Genomic DNA, 13500 nt, shown 5'->3' with positions numbered 1-13500 from the left:
CGGCGGCATGAGTGAACTTAAAGTAGTTTCGAGATTGTGGCCGCAAACCTACGCCGGGCAAAGCGGTGGAGTCACGAAATTTGCGTCCGTGCCGACCAGTGGCAGTGCCACGGGCAGCGAGCGAAGGAAAATCCAGGCGAACCGCCGCCAGGGCGCTGCTGATGGGTTGGCGGCGAGCAAAGGTTCTGTTCAAGGCATGGCTACCCGCCAGGAGGCTAGCGCATGGAAGGACTCATCGATGTCGCGACCCTGGAGCGTCTGGCTGCCAGCGCCGCTGCCATTACCCGGGATTGTCGCTGTCTGCGGCGGGATCTGGCGGGATGGGCGGCCTGGCCGGTGGGCTACCGGGAAACGGATTTCGCGCAGATCGGCACCCTGGCGCGTCACGCACCCGAGGATGCCATCATCGCGGAGTACCACCCGGCGGGTACTCACTACTGGTCAGCTGACGCCCCCATCGCGCCCCGCTTCTATCCCTACAACCAGAGCACGGTATGGCGGTGTCTGGGCTGCGAGCGTCTTTACCTGCGGCATGATGACGATGGCGCCTACCACGTGGCGCCGCGCATTCGCCTGCTGCAGAGCGCCCTGATCATCGATGCCCCCCATGCCAATGACGGGCGTGAAGCCGCGGCGACCTGACCATCGGCCTCCAGCGCCAGCGACCTGGCAGGGGTCGATCAGCCGGTCGGCCTTCGCCGTCCAGGGCCACTTTCGCGCCCGGACGGACGCTCTAGATCGCGGCGTTTGCAATCCCCTCTCGTTACCTGAGGCGCAAACCGGGAATTAAGCCCACAATAGGCGCCGCGTATCCCGCGTGCGGGTGTGCGCCCATCAACGGTAAAAAAACCTGGTCCCTGCAATACGATGGCAACTACAACTCGAACGGGCGTCGCCTGGTTTGTCGACGGTGCCTATGCCCTGAGCGCCTGGAATGGTTCGGTCTATGGCGCGAAATTCGACTATCTCAAGCTACGGCTCTTCATTGAAGAGGATGCGGGCGAACCCATAGGCGACGCCTACTACTTCAACTGCGATAGCGACCCACCCACCATCGCCCAGACCGGCTTCAACAAGTTCTTGAGCTCGGCCCCACCCAAGGGCGCCGGTCTGAGGGTCAAGCTGTACTGGCTGCAGAGCAAGGCCCACGAATGGCCTGCCTCCGTAGGTGGCGGGCCGATCCTGCATCCGGTAACCGGCGAGCAGTACACCACCAAGAGCCAGAAAGGCGTGGATGTCGGCCTGGCCTTCAACCTGATGCGCTCCCATGCCAAGCGCGGCTGGAAGAAGCTCTACCTGGTGGCGGGCGACGGCGATTTCCACGAGGTGGTGCAGTACCTGGTGGAAAACGAAGGGGTCGAGGTCACGGTGATCGGCGCGCACTTCTCCATCAGCGGCGAGATCGCGCCCTATGTCCGGGTGATCGAATTCAAGGACATCGAGGTGGCCATCGCCCGCTAGCCGACCGCCCTAGAGGCACTCCCCTACCGCGCGCGCCAGGGCCTGGGCGCGCGGATCCATCAGCACATAGGGGCCAAGGGTATTGGTGACGAAGCCGAAGGCCACCTCGCGTTCCGGATCGGCAAAGCCGGTCGAGCCGCCCGCCCCCGGATGGCCGAAGGCCTGGGAGCCAAGGCCATAGGTGGCATTGGCCTGGTCCGGCTGGTCGAGCATGAAACCCAGTCCGAAGCGGGTCGGCGTCAAGAGCGTACGGTCTTCGCCCTGACTGTGCTCGCGCAGGGCCTCGCTCAGGGTTTCCCACTCCAGCAGATCGCCGGCCAGCAGACCGGCATAGAAGCCCGCCAGGCTGCGTGCATGGCCATGGCCGTTGGCGGCCGGCTGCTGGAAGCGGCGCCACTCGGCCTTGTTGGTGCTGGTGAGCACCCCGGATGGATTGCCGAAGGCCAGGGTCGGCAAGGCGCCTGGATCGCTCATGGTGGTCTTGAGCAGACCCTGCGCGGCGGCATCGCCCAGCACCCCCTTGCCCCGTACGATATGGGCGACGCGCTCGTCTTCGCTGGCCGGCAGGCCGATGTGAAAATCCAGGCCCAGGCGCCCGGCGGTCCGCGCCACGATGGCCTCGCCCGGGCCACGGCCGTCGGCGCGGCGGATCAGTTCGCCCAGCAGCCAGCCAAAGGTGATGGGGGCATAGCCATGGGCAGTGCCGGGCGTCCACCAGGGTGCCTCCGCGGCGACCGCGGCGGTCATGGTGTCCCAGTCGTACAGGGCGTCACCCGCCAGACGTTCGCGCAAGGCGGAGACGCCGGATCTGTGGCTGAGCAGCTGTCGCAGCGTAATGTCGGCCTTGCCGGCGGCGGCGAATTCCGGCCAGCGTTCGGCGACCGGGGCATCGAGGGCCAGCTTGCCCTCCTCCACCAGCTGCAGCGCCGCCACCGCGGTGAAGGCCTTGGTGCAGGAGAACAGATTGAGCAGGGTATCGGTGTGCCAGGGCGTCTGACCGTCCTTGTCGGCCAGGCCGCCCCAGAGATCCAGCACCGTTTCACTGCCGACCTGGACGCACAGCGCCGCCCCGCGGGTCTGGCCGGCGGCCAACAACTCGGCGAAGGCCTCGCGGACGGATTCGAATCTCAGGTCGTGATAGCCGTGGACGGTCATGGGGATTTCCTTGCTGTGGTTCTTCGGTATCGCGGCCATGGCGGTCCGCCGATGCGGCCGCTCCTACAAGGTCCGACGTGTCTGTAGGAGCGGCCGTTTCGGCGGACCGCCATGGCCGCAATCTCTTACTGGATCTCCCGCCGGAACGGCGGCAGCGCATTGAGGATGGCCTTGCCGTAGCGCTGGGTCACCAGACGGCGATCCAGCAGCGAGATGGTGCCGCTGTCCTGCTCGGTGCGCAGCAGCCGACCGCAGGCCTGGATCAGCCGCAAGGAGGCGTCGGGCACGGCGATCTCCATGAAGGGATTGCCACCGCGCGCCTCGATCCACTCGGCCAGGGCGGCTTCCACCGGATCGTCGGGCACGGCGAAGGGAATCTTGGCGATGACCACGTGCTCGCAGTAGGCGCCGGGCAGGTCGACCCCCTCGGCGAAGCTGGCCAGGCCGAACAGCACGCTGGCCTCGCCATCGTCGACACGCTTCCTGTGCTTGTTCAGGGTCTCCTGCTTGGACAGGTTGCCCTGGATGAGCACCCGCTTGCGCCAGTCCCGTTCCAGGCCGTCGAAGACGTCCTGCATCTGCCGCCGCGAGGAAAACAGCACCAGGGCGCCACGCGCGCCTTCGAGCATCGCCGGCAATTCGCGGACGATAGCCGCGGTGTGCTCGGCGGCGTTGCGCGGATCGGCCTTGAGATCGGGTACCCGCAGCACCCCGGCCTCGGCGTGACGGAACGGACTGGGCACCACGGCGGTGGCCGCCGAGCGCGGCAGGCCGGATCTCATGCGAAAGCGGTCGAAGGTGCCCAGGGCGGTCAGGGTCGCCGAAGTCACCAGGGCGCCGAAGGCGACATTCCACAGGTGACGGCGCAGCATCTCGGCGGCGAGGATGGGGCTGGCATTGACCTCGATGTCGTACAGCGAACCCGTTTCGGCGAGGGTCATCCAGCGTGCCATGGGCGGGCTGTCTTCCGGGTCTTCGCAGGTAAAGGCCGTCCACAACTCCCAGTTGCCCTGGGCGCGCGCCAGCAGACTACCGAACAGCGGATACCACTCCTCGGCCTGGTAGCTGGCGAGGCCAATGCTGGATTCGCCGTCCATGGCCTGCTTGAGCATCTCGGTCAGGCGGGTGAAGAGGTCGGTAAGCTTGGCGAAGCCTTTCTTGAGTTCGATGCCCATCTCGCGCAGGTCTTCGGGGATCACCCCGCCAACGAATCTGTGCCGCGGCCGCTCGCGGCCTTCCATATCCTCGCCCGCGCGAAAATCCGCCAGGGCTTCGCAGGCAGTGAACATGAACTGCTGCTGGGTGCGGATCTCCCGCGCCAGCTCCGGCACCTGCTCGACCAGGCGACCGAGATCACCCGGCAACGGATGCTGGGCCAGCAGCTTGGTGAGATTCTTGGCGATCTGCTCCAGCCACTCGGCGGTGGATCTCAGCCGGGTGAAATGGGCAAAGTGGCCGATGGCCTTGTCCGGCAGGTGGTGGCCTTCGTCGAACACATAAAGGGTGTCGCGGGGATCGGGCAGGATGGCGCCGCCACCCAGGGCCAGGTCGGCCAGTACCAGGTCATGGTTGGTGACGATGACATCGACCTTGGTCATGCCTTCGCGCGCCCGGTAGAAGGCGCACTGCTGGAAATTCGGGCAGTGACGATTGGTGCACTGGCTATGGTCGGTGGTGATGCGCGACCACTGGACGTCCTCGATGGCCTCCGGCCAGCTGTCACGATCACCGTCCCAGCGATTGCCGGCCAGGCGCTCGATCATCTTGCCGAACAGTTCGTTGGACGCCTCGTCCACATCGATCTTGAAGCCATCCTCGGCGAACAGCTGGGCGGTGGCGTTCTGCGCCTGACCCTCCTGCAGCAGCATGTCCAGCTTGGACAGGCACAGGTAACGCCCCCGGCCCTTGGCCAGCGCGAAGCTGAAGGACAGTCCGCTGTTGCGCAGGATGTCCGGCAGGTCCTTGTGCACGATCTGCTCCTGCAGCGCCACCGTCGCCGTGGCGATCACCAGCCGCTTGCCGGCCGCCTTGGCCACGGGAATGGCGGCCAGGGCATAGGCCACGGTCTTGCCGGTACCGGTACCCGCCTCCACCGCCACCACGGCGGGCTCGCCTTCGCGATGGCCCTCCTCGTCCTGGGCGATGCCACCCAGGCCCTTGGCGGTCTCCGCGATCATCAGGCGCTGGCCATAGCGTGGCTTGAGCGACTTGGCTTCGAGGAAACGCGTGTAGGCGCCCTGGATCTGGGTCTTGAGTTCGGTGCTGAGCATGCCTGGTTCCGGGCGATGGCAAAGCAGCGCCCCGTCCGGCGGACGAGCGCTGTATGCATCTACAGTAATGGATCTTGGGCGCTATGATAACGCGCCTGTCGTCAGGATGCGCCCGACGTTGAGGTCGCAGGCCGCTCAGGCGCCCGGCAGCTGGGGCGGCAGCCGATGAAAGGCGCCGAAGATCAGCAGGCTCAGACGATCGAGCCAGGGATGGCGGCGCAGGCGCAGGGCACGACGGCTGGCGAAGACTTCACCCAGGTGCAGCAGCAGCAGGGCCAGGGCGACCAGGGCGAGCAATTGGGGGAATGGGCGAGCGAGAGGCAGGGCGACAGCGGCGGCTGCGGCGAGCCAGAACAGCAGGAGGAGGACTTTGCCGGTGAGGGACAGGGTTTTCATGGATTCCAGCAGGAGGACGAGATGGATCGGACCATAACGCCTGGAGCCGGAAAAAGTAAAGGCGGCGGACCTAGGTCCGCCGCCGATGCATCACTCGCGGTCGATCTGGATTTCGACGCGGCGGTTGGTGGCACGGCCTTCAGCGGTCTCGTTGGTGGCGATCGGCTGACGCTCGCCCATGCCTTTCACGGAGACGATGCTGGCTGCCGGCACACCGGCCTGGACCAGGTAGTTGCTGACCGACTTGGCGCGACGCTCGGACAGACGCTGGTTGTAGGCGTCGGTACCCTTGCTGTCGGTATGGCCGGTGATCGACAGACGAGTGCTGGCGGCTTCGCCACGCAGACGACCGGCGATACCGTCGAGCTGAGCACGATCCTGCGGACTGACTTCGGCGGAATCGAAGGCGAAGTGCAGATCACGCGCGGTGATCACTTCCTGCTTCGGCAGCGGTGCCGGCGCGGGAGCCGGTGCGGGCGCCGGAGCCGGGGCCGGAGCGGGCTCCATGCGGGCGACCTGCTCGTTGCCCTTGCCGTGCACCCAGCAATAGGCGCCAGCGGTGGTACCTATGCCCAGGGCCGCCATGCCGGCGACGTTACCGCTTTGGGTAGCGCCGGCCGCACCGCCGACCAGGGCGCCGACCGCAGCGCACACCGGCCAATCGGATTTCTGTACGCCGCCCGCGCAACCGGCCAGCACGGTGCTTGCCAGGATGAGGGGTAAAGCTGTCCTTGCGATGCTCTTGCTCATGAAGGGTCTCCTATAGACCAGGTACCGCGAGTTAGGCTCGTCTTTCGTTGTAGTGCGCTGTCAGACTAATGGTGGCGTACACATCTTGACAACGCTGGTTGCTTAGTCAATCGCGATTTGATTAGGGTTCCCTTAATGGCAAACATATTCTCGTCCCGTACCCCGCAACAGGCTCTGGCAAGCCTGCTCGACCATCATCGCCCGGCACGTCTGCTCTGCGTCGCGCGTGAGCCGCTACCGGCGCTGCAGGCCTATGCCGAGGCCCATCCCCACTGCCAGCTGGTGCAGGCCGCGGTCCCCCTGGACGAGCCGAGCCTACTGGCCGAACGCTACGATCTGGTGATCCTCGCCGATTGCCTGGAACATCTGCCGCTGCGAACGGGCCGCGAATTGCTCGGCGGCCTGCGCAACCTCAACACCTCGCGGCTGGCCGTGCTGGTGGACCTGGCCGCCAGCGAATGGCAGCTGACGGATTTCTACGCCCTGGCCCTGCAGGCCAGCGAGCGCTTCGCCCGGGACGGCCAGGTAGTCACCCTGTTCAGCTATGATCTGCACGACTACAAGCAGGTCCCGGACTGGCTCAATGCCCGGTTCTGGGCCAATCCGCAGAATTTCGGCAAGTACTGGTGGTGAGATGCATTCCATGGCCCCCTGCCCCTGTGGCTCGGACCTGTCGCTTGGCGACTGTTGCGGCGCCTTTCATGCCGGCACGCCGGCGCCCGATGCCGAGCGCCTGATGCGTTCGCGCTACAGCGCCTATGCGCTGGGGCTGATCGACTATCTCGTGGCCACCACGGCCCCCGCGCAGCAGGCGCTGCTGGACAGGGAAGCGCTGACGGCCTGGAGTCTGGGCAGTCGCTGGCAGGGTCTGCAGGTACTGGAGCATCGCCCCGAGCCCGGCGATCCTGACCATGCGCGGGTCAGCTTCGTGGCGCGCTGGGAGGATGGGCGCGGCGCACATCGTCATGAAGAGCGCTCGGGCTTCGTCCAGCGCGAGGGGCGCTGGTACTTTCTCGATCCGACCGCCAGACCCCTGCCAGGCCGCAACGACGCCTGCCTGTGCGGCAGCGGCGCCAAGTTCAAGAAGTGCTGCGCCGGCTTCCTGTAGCGCCGACCGCGCCTATTCCCTGACCAGCGTCAGGTGATCGGTATCCGGGACCGCCACGGGCAGTGGCTCGGAGGCCGGGCCCAGGTCGCTGCCCACAGGCGCCAGACTCAGGTGCGACAGATCGACCCGCGACGGTGCTACCGGTGCGGCCTCGTCCTGGAGATCGGCGCCCACCGGAGCCAGGCCGAAATCCGGTGCCTGGACATCGACGAAGGCCGCCATCACAGCATCCCGGGGCGCGACCGACAGCGACCCGCGCTCGGCGGCAGACGCGGCGGTAGGTGCGGTGGCGGCTGGCTCTTGGGTCTCGACGGGTGCCGCAGCCGGCTCGCCCGTCTCGGCCATGGGCGCCACCTCGACCCGCGCCCCGGCCTGGGCCAGGGTGGCGCGATAGCGCTCGGCGGTGGCGGCGTCGAGACGATTCTTGATGATCATGCGGCGACCGGAGAAGAGCACGGCGATGCGCTGTTCATCCGCCTGAAACAGCCGCATCAGATTCTGTCGGGTCTGCTGCGCATCGGCGCCAGCGACCAGCTCGCCCTGGAAGGCGATTTCATAGAGCACAGCGGACATGACGACCTCCTCGGTCACGGCAAGAGCTGCAGGATGCAACGTCGCGCCGGAGGGGTCCAGTCCGCACGGTCGCCTGGCCCAGGCGTTTTTTTGTTAGCCTGTGCCGAAGCGGCCCCGACTTGTGCAGCAATCGGTGCTTGTTAAACTGCGCAGAAAACGGGAGTGCCGCATGCTTCGCCAGGCCTTGTTCATCACCCTGCTCGGCGTCCTGCTGAGCAGCCTTGGCGGTTGTACCTACATCGGGCGCAACTATGAGGAGCCCCAGGTCGAACTGACCGGCGTGGAGCTGATCCGCGCACGGCTGTGGAGCCAGGACTTCGTGCTGCACTTCCGCGTCCAGAATCCCAACGACAGCACCCTGCCCGTGCGCAGCCTGGCCTATACCGTCTACCTGAACGATCTGCTGCTGTCCCAGGGGACCGCCAACCTGCATTCGTCGGTGCCGGCCAACGGTCGGCGCAGCTTCTCAGTGCCGGTGCAGACCAATCTGTGGCGCTATGTGAAGGACGTCGGTCGCATGCTGGAAGACCCCAACCAGCCGATCAACTATCGGCTGCGCGGTCGGGTGAAGACCGGCTGGCTGTTCGGGCGCAGCGTCCATTTTTCTCGCCAGGGGCAGTTCGTGCCTGGCGCCTACATCCCGGAGTTATGAGATGAACCAACACGTCCACGGTCCCGATTGTAATCACGACCATGACCACGATCATGGCCATGCGCACCATGTGCACGGCCCGCACTGCAACCATGGCCCGGCCCAGGAGCCGGTGCGCAATCCGCTGAAGGAAGTGGGTCGCAACGATCCCTGCCCGTGCGGCAGCGAGAAGAAATTCAAGAAGTGCCACGGCGCCTGATCGCGCCTTGAGCGACGGGTGAGGCCCTGCCCTCACCCGCTCCGCGACCCTGGCGCGTTACCAGGGCTGTCCGCCGCGTTGCGACTCCAGCCGCCGGATGAATTCCTCCAGCACCAGGGCGTAGAGATCGTCCTTGAGCACCAGGTCCTCGACCCCGCAATCGATGTTGGGATTGTCGTTGACCTCGATCACCGCCAGCTTGTCGCCCGCCTGCTTGAGATCCACGCCATAGAGACCATCGCCGATCAGGTTGGCGGTGCGTACCGCCAGCTCGACCACCGCATGGGGCGCGTCCTGCACTGCCAGGGTACGGAAATCGCCACTGACCTCGGTGGCGCTGGCGCTGTGGTCGTAGATCTGCCAGTGCCCCTTGGACATGAAGTACTGGCAGGCGAAGATCGGCTCCTGGTTCAGCACGCCGATGCGCCAGTCGTATTCGGTGTAGAAGAACTCCTGGGCCAGCAGCAGCACCGAGCGTTCGAACAGTTCGGCGCTGGCCTTGCGCAGCTGCGCCGCGTCCTCGACCTTGATGACGCCGCGGGAAAAGGAGCCGTCGGGGATCTTCAGCACCAGCGGAAAGCCCAGGCGCTCGCCGAGGTCTTCGAGTTGACCGGGATTGTCCTTGTAGAGGATCTCGGTCGCCGGCATGTCCAGCTTGTGGGCGCGCAGCAGGTCGGCCAGATAGACCTTGTTGGTGCATCTCAGGATGGAACGTGGATCGTCCATCACCACCAGGCCCTCGCTTTCGGCCTTCTTGGCGAAGCGATAGGTGTGGTGGTCGATGGCGGTGGTCTCGCGGATGAACAGGGCGTCGAATTCACCTAGCCGTGCGTAATCCTTCTTTTCGATCAGCTCCACGTCCAGCCCCAGGTGCTTGCCGACGCGCACGAAATTCTTCAGCGCCTTGGCATCTGACGGCGGAAAGGCTTCCTTGGGGTCGTGCAGGATGGCCAGGTCGAAACGGTATTTTTCGCGCCGCCCCGGCTTGAGCCAGACGCGGCGACTGAAGCCGTCGAGGGCGTTGGCGAATTGATCTTCCTGCTGTTCGTGCAACTTGTGGATGCTGCCCAGCTTGAGGCCGCCGATGTGCCAGCCGGCGCGATCGCGGCGGAATTCCACCAGCAGCAGTGGACAGGGAAAGGCCTCGAACACCTGGCGCGCCAGATCCTGCAGGGGCGCGATGTCGGTGTTGCCGAAATAGAGCGTGAGGGTGAAGCCGTCGGCGCTGCCATAGGGATGGCCGGCCAGTGCCTTGGTCAGCAGCTTGTCCAGGTCCTCCAGCGCCAGGCCATAGAGCGACTTGCGCGCCAGTTCGCTGATGGTACGCACCGAGGGGATGACCTTGTGCCCCCGGGCTTCGGCGAGCAGCGAGCAGTAGTAGCCGTGGCCGAGGTACTTCTGGCTGCGGCAGAGGTTGATCACCTGCACGCGTTTGCCATTGTCCTGTTCGTTGGATTGCTCCAGGTATTCCTGGGCGGTGATGACGTCTTCGCTGGGATAGTAGGACGACCAGTCTTCCTTGCGTTCCACGACGATATACAGCTTGCTCACTGGACCTCCTGGTTGCGGGGCGTGGTCCCGGCGGAAACCCGGATGCCGCCGGACCACTCCAACTGTTGTAACGCGGGTGCTATTAACCGTTGCTTAACCATGCCAGGCTGCCCGCTCTGCTCCAGGAGAATCCTTCGCGATGAGTTTCACACTCAGGCCCGCCGGGCTGGATGATCTGGCGGCGCTGGTCGATTTGGAAGCGCGCTGCTTCAGCTATGACCGCCTTTCCCGGCGCAATTTCCACTACATGCTCACCCGGGCGAACGCCGTGCTGATCCTGGCGGAAAACGACCGCCAGGTGGCGGGCTACGCCCTGGTGCTGTTCCACCAGAACACCTCGCTGGCGCGGCTCTATTCCATCGCCGTCGACCCCGCGGCGCGCGGCCATCGCCTGGGCCAGCGGCTGCTGGAGGCTGCCGAAGCCGAGGCGGTGGAGCGCGATTGCGCCTACCTGCGCCTTGAGGTCCGGCCGGACAACGCCGCCGCCATCGCTCTCTATGAGCGCAACGGCTACCTGCCCTTCGCCACGGTGGAGGACTACTACGAGGACCATAGCCAGGCCCTGCGCTTCGAGAAGCGCATCCGCCAGCCGCGCGAAGGCCAGGCGCGCCCGGTGCCCTTCTATCGCCAGACCACCGATTTCACCTGCGGCCCGGCCAGCCTGCTGATGGCCATGGGCGCCCTGCAGCCTGGTCGCCCGCTGGAGCGCCGCGAGGAACTGCGGCTGTGGCGCGAAGCCACCACCATCTACATGACCGCCGGGCACGGCGGCTGCGGCCCCCATGGCCTGGCCCTGGCCGCGCTGCGCCGGGGCTTCAGGGTCACGCTGCAGGTCAATACCCGGGGCCCCCTGTTCCTCGACGGCGTACGCAGCGAAGAAAAGAAGGAGGTCATGCGCCTGGTGCACGAGGACTTCAGCGCCGAGATCAAGCAATCGCCCATCGAGCGCCTCTACCGGACGCGCCTGGACATCGCCCACTGGGTCAACCAGGGCGCCTTTCCGCTGGTGCTGATCAGCTCCTTCCGGCTGACCAAGGCCAAGGGGCCGCACTGGGTGCTGGTCACCGACTGCGACGAGGACTTCGTCTACCTGCACGATCCCGACGTCGACCACAGCCAGCATCGCCGCGAACTGGACTGCCAGCACATCCCCGTGTCCCACGCCGAGTTCGACAAGATGAGTCGCTTCGGCCGCGGCAAGCTGCGCGCGGCGGTGATCCTGCGCACAGGCTGAACCCTGAGGCTTGTCTGAAAAGTCGCCGAGCGAAGATGAGGCAAGGCAAAAATCGGCGAGGAAGCGGAGTTTACGAGTGGTAAATGAGCATTCCGAGCTGATTTTTAACGAGGCATCATTGATGCGCAGGCACTTTTCGGACAAAGCCTAGGTTGCGCAGGATGTCCAACAGGGCCAGGATCAAGGCCAACAAGAATCACGGGGCGGTCGATGAGTCAGTCCTTGCGCAAGCGCAATCCCTCCTACGAATTGATGGAGGACCTGAGCGGTCACTCGGTGATCTATCGGGAGCATGGCTTTCCCTGCCCGCTGGTGCGCTGGCATTTCCACAAGGAATACGAGCTGCACCTGATCGTGGCCAGTTCGGGGACCGCCTTCATCGGCGACTACATCGGCAACTTCTATCCGGGCAGCCTTTTCCTTACCGGTCCGCATCTGCCGCACAACTGGATCAGCCGCGTCGCCGAGGGCGAGGTGGTGGCCAAGCGCGACATGCTGGTCAACTTCACCAACGAGACGGTGGACAACGCCACCGCGGTGTTTCCCGAACTCAGCGGCCTGGCGCCGCTGCTGGAGCGCGCCCGCTACGGCATCGAATTCCAGGATCCGCAGCTGATCGCCCGCGCCGAGGCGTTGCTGCAACAGATTTCGGAGAGCGGCGGCGCCACCCGCCTCGGCCACTTCCTGGTGCTGATGGAGGCACTGGCCACCTCGGAGCGCTATCAGCTGCTGTCGGGCAGCGTCGAGCCGGCCACGGCCAGCGAGCAGGCCGTGGATCGCACCAACCGGGCGCTGAATTTCATCTTCGATCACTACCAGCGTGATTTCACCCAGGAAGAAGTGGCCGAGCACCTGGGCATGACGCCCACCTATTTCTCGCGTTTCTTCCGCCAGGCCACCGGGCGCACCTTCGTCGAATTCGTCAACAGCCTGCGTATCAGCAAGGCCTGCGAGATGCTCTCCCACAGCCGCATGCCGGTCACCGACATCTGCTTCGAGGCCGGCTTCAACAACATCTCGAACTTCAATCGACGCTTCCACCAGCTCAAGGGCATGACCCCGCGCCAGTACCGCACCCTGACGGTACAGCGCCTGACCGAACAGAACGCCTGAGCGGCTTTCCTTGATCCGGTTTGTTGCCAGCGTGAGAGCCACTGAACAGACCTGGCGCAAAGTTCGGTTATGATCGAACTACCCATCCGTGCCGACCGAGGACAGAGCCACCATGAGCGAACCCTACACGCCCCCACGCGTCTGGACCCCCACCACCTCCGGCGGTAACTTCGCCAGCATCAACCGCCCCATCGCCGGACCGACCCACGACAAGGAGCTGCCGGTCGGCGAGCATCCCTTCCAGCTGTATTCGCTGGGCACGCCCAACGGCATGAAGGTGACCATCCTGCTGGAAGAGCTGCTGGCGGCCGGACATGGCGACGCCGAATACGATGCCTGGCTGATCCGCATCAGCGAGGGCGAGCAATTTTCCAGCGGCTTCGTCGAGATCAATCCGAATTCCAAGATCCCGGCGCTGGTGGATCGGCGCGGCGCCGAGCCGCTGCGCGTCTTCGAGTCCGGCGCCATCCTGCTCTATCTCGCCGACAGCTTTGGCGCCTTCATCCCGAAGGATCACGCCGGTCGCACCGAGACGCTGAACTGGCTGTTCTGGCAGATGGGCTCGGCGCCCTTCCTCGGCGGCGGCTTCGGGCATTTCTATGCCTATGCGCCGGAAAAGCTCGAATACCCCATCAACCGCTACGCCATGGAAGCCAAGCGCCAACTCGATGTGCTCGACCGCCTGCTGGCCGAGCGCTGCTACGTGGCCGGCGAGGACTACGGCATCGCCGACATCGCCATCTGGAGCTGGTACGGCAACCTGGTGCTGGGCCAGCTGTACAACGCCGCGGAATTCCTCGCGGTGCAGGACTATACCCACGTGCAGCGCTGGGCCCAGGCCATCGCCGCACGGCCGGCGGTGCAGCGCGGTCGGCGGGTCAATCGCACCTGGGGCGAGCCGGGCGAGCAACTGGCCGAGCGGCATTCGGCGGCCGACCTGGATTGACGCGGGGTAGACGTCAGCGGAGCCGTTGGGTTCGCTGATCGCGGCCATGGGCCGCTCCTACAGAGGCTTGATGTTTCCGTAGGAGCGGCCGC

15 protein-coding genes are annotated in these 13500 nt (G+C 65.4%); 9 read left to right on the top strand and 6 right to left on the bottom strand.

Annotated features, from left to right (window positions below; translation table 11 throughout):
• Nucleotides 1-222: 222 nt before the first annotated feature.
• Together QE444_RS10760 and QE444_RS10755 are read left to right on the top strand one after the other, a co-directional pair.
• Nucleotides 223-642, top strand: coding sequence for a hypothetical protein (locus QE444_RS10760; protein WP_263259065.1), 420 nt, complete (start codon nt 223-225; stop codon nt 640-642).
• Between the two features lie 225 nt (nt 643-867).
• Nucleotides 868-1461, top strand: coding sequence for an NYN domain-containing protein (locus tag QE444_RS10755; protein ID WP_263259064.1), 594 nt, complete (start codon nt 868-870; stop codon nt 1459-1461).
• 9 nt (nt 1462-1470) lie between these two features.
• Here QE444_RS10755 and QE444_RS10750 read toward each other — a convergent pair whose 3' ends face one another.
• From QE444_RS10750 to QE444_RS10735, 4 genes are all read right to left on the bottom strand, one after another.
• Nucleotides 1471-2616, bottom strand: a complete 1146-nt coding sequence (locus tag QE444_RS10750) for a serine hydrolase domain-containing protein (protein WP_263259063.1) — start codon at nt 2614-2616, stop codon at nt 1471-1473.
• 125 nt (nt 2617-2741) lie between these two features.
• Entirely contained in the window at nt 2742-4886 is a 2145-nt protein-coding gene (gene dinG, locus QE444_RS10745) for an ATP-dependent DNA helicase DinG (protein ID WP_187978870.1), read from the bottom strand.
• Nucleotides 4887-5021: 135 nt separating this feature from the next.
• Entirely contained in the window at nt 5022-5282 is a 261-nt protein-coding gene (locus tag QE444_RS10740; protein WP_133859564.1) for a DUF1145 domain-containing protein, read from the bottom strand.
• 90 nt (nt 5283-5372) lie between these two features.
• Nucleotides 5373-6032, bottom strand: coding sequence for an OmpA family protein (locus QE444_RS10735; RefSeq protein WP_187978869.1), 660 nt, complete (start codon nt 6030-6032; stop codon nt 5373-5375).
• A 135-nt stretch (nt 6033-6167) separates the two neighbouring features.
• Here QE444_RS10735 and QE444_RS10730 point away from each other — a divergent pair, with 135 nt between their 5' ends.
• Nucleotides 6168-6665 (top strand): DUF6231 family protein, encoded by a 498-nt coding sequence (locus QE444_RS10730; protein ID WP_187978868.1) that lies wholly within the window; start codon nt 6168-6170, stop codon nt 6663-6665.
• 1 nt (nt 6666) lies between these two features.
• Nucleotides 6667-7140, top strand: a complete 474-nt coding sequence (locus tag QE444_RS10725) for a YchJ family protein (RefSeq protein WP_187978867.1) — start codon at nt 6667-6669, stop codon at nt 7138-7140.
• 12 nt (nt 7141-7152) lie between these two features.
• Here the strand turns inward: QE444_RS10725 and QE444_RS10720 are convergent, their stop codons facing one another.
• A complete protein-coding gene (locus QE444_RS10720; protein WP_187978866.1) occupies nt 7153-7713 on the bottom strand; it encodes a hypothetical protein in 561 nt (186 codons plus the stop codon).
• A gap of 169 nt (nt 7714-7882) precedes the next feature.
• Between QE444_RS10720 and QE444_RS10715 the strand changes: the two genes are divergently transcribed.
• Together QE444_RS10715 and QE444_RS10710 are read left to right on the top strand one after the other, a co-directional pair.
• Nucleotides 7883-8365: an LEA type 2 family protein gene (locus QE444_RS10715; RefSeq protein WP_263259062.1), complete on the top strand. Its 483-nt coding sequence runs from the start codon at nt 7883-7885 to the stop codon at nt 8363-8365.
• A gap of 1 nt (nt 8366) precedes the next feature.
• Nucleotides 8367-8564, top strand: a complete 198-nt coding sequence (locus QE444_RS10710) for an SEC-C metal-binding domain-containing protein (RefSeq protein ID WP_007159125.1) — start codon at nt 8367-8369, stop codon at nt 8562-8564.
• 57 nt (nt 8565-8621) lie between these two features.
• Here the strand turns inward: QE444_RS10710 and QE444_RS10705 are convergent, their stop codons facing one another.
• Entirely contained in the window at nt 8622-10115 is a 1494-nt protein-coding gene (locus QE444_RS10705; protein WP_263259061.1) for a RimK family protein, read from the bottom strand.
• 139 nt (nt 10116-10254) lie between these two features.
• Here QE444_RS10705 and QE444_RS10700 point away from each other — a divergent pair, with 139 nt between their 5' ends.
• The 3 genes from QE444_RS10700 to yghU all read left to right on the top strand — a co-directional run bounded on the left by QE444_RS10700 (nt 10255) and on the right by yghU (nt 13408).
• A complete protein-coding gene (locus QE444_RS10700; RefSeq protein ID WP_263259060.1) occupies nt 10255-11349 on the top strand; it encodes a GNAT family N-acetyltransferase/peptidase C39 family protein in 1095 nt (364 codons plus the stop codon).
• A 210-nt stretch (nt 11350-11559) separates the two neighbouring features.
• Entirely contained in the window at nt 11560-12462 is a 903-nt protein-coding gene (locus QE444_RS10695) for an AraC family transcriptional regulator (protein WP_263259059.1), read from the top strand.
• A 112-nt stretch (nt 12463-12574) separates the two neighbouring features.
• The gene (gene yghU, locus QE444_RS10690) at nt 12575-13408 is read left to right on the top strand and encodes a glutathione-dependent disulfide-bond oxidoreductase (RefSeq protein ID WP_263259058.1); all 834 of its coding nucleotides are present in this window, start codon (nt 12575-12577) and stop codon (nt 13406-13408) included.
• The last annotated feature ends 92 nt before the right edge of the window (nt 13409-13500 follow it).

The sequence above is a fragment of the Pseudomonas sp. SORGH_AS_0199 genome (genome assembly GCF_031453735.1).
Classification (GTDB): domain Bacteria; phylum Pseudomonadota; class Gammaproteobacteria; order Pseudomonadales; family Pseudomonadaceae; genus Chryseomonas; species Chryseomonas aestiva.
This window is presented reverse-complemented; position numbering and strand designations above follow the sequence as displayed.

Excerpts from the sequence above, each read along its gene's own strand:
- QE444_RS10760 (WP_263259065.1), top strand. The coding sequence starts at position 223 with ATGGAAGGACTCATCGATGTCGCGACCCTGGAGCGTCTGGCTGCCAGC.
- QE444_RS10755 (WP_263259064.1), top strand. The coding sequence starts at position 868 with ATGGCAACTACAACTCGAACGGGCGTCGCCTGGTTTGTCGACGGTGCC.
- QE444_RS10750 (WP_263259063.1), bottom strand. The coding sequence starts at position 2,616 with ATGACCGTCCACGGCTATCACGACCTGAGATTCGAATCCGTCCGCGAG.
- dinG (WP_187978870.1), bottom strand. The coding sequence starts at position 4,886 with ATGCTCAGCACCGAACTCAAGACCCAGATCCAGGGCGCCTACACGCGT.
- QE444_RS10740 (WP_133859564.1), bottom strand. The coding sequence starts at position 5,282 with ATGAAAACCCTGTCCCTCACCGGCAAAGTCCTCCTCCTGCTGTTCTGG.
- QE444_RS10735 (WP_187978869.1), bottom strand. The coding sequence starts at position 6,032 with ATGAGCAAGAGCATCGCAAGGACAGCTTTACCCCTCATCCTGGCAAGC.
- QE444_RS10730 (WP_187978868.1), top strand. The coding sequence starts at position 6,168 with ATGGCAAACATATTCTCGTCCCGTACCCCGCAACAGGCTCTGGCAAGC.
- QE444_RS10725 (WP_187978867.1), top strand. The coding sequence starts at position 6,667 with ATGCATTCCATGGCCCCCTGCCCCTGTGGCTCGGACCTGTCGCTTGGC.
- QE444_RS10720 (WP_187978866.1), bottom strand. The coding sequence starts at position 7,713 with ATGTCCGCTGTGCTCTATGAAATCGCCTTCCAGGGCGAGCTGGTCGCT.
- QE444_RS10715 (WP_263259062.1), top strand. The coding sequence starts at position 7,883 with ATGCTTCGCCAGGCCTTGTTCATCACCCTGCTCGGCGTCCTGCTGAGC.
- QE444_RS10710 (WP_007159125.1), top strand. The coding sequence starts at position 8,367 with ATGAACCAACACGTCCACGGTCCCGATTGTAATCACGACCATGACCAC.
- QE444_RS10700 (WP_263259060.1), top strand. The coding sequence starts at position 10,255 with ATGAGTTTCACACTCAGGCCCGCCGGGCTGGATGATCTGGCGGCGCTG.
- QE444_RS10695 (WP_263259059.1), top strand. The coding sequence starts at position 11,560 with ATGAGTCAGTCCTTGCGCAAGCGCAATCCCTCCTACGAATTGATGGAG.
- yghU (WP_263259058.1), top strand. The coding sequence starts at position 12,575 with ATGAGCGAACCCTACACGCCCCCACGCGTCTGGACCCCCACCACCTCC.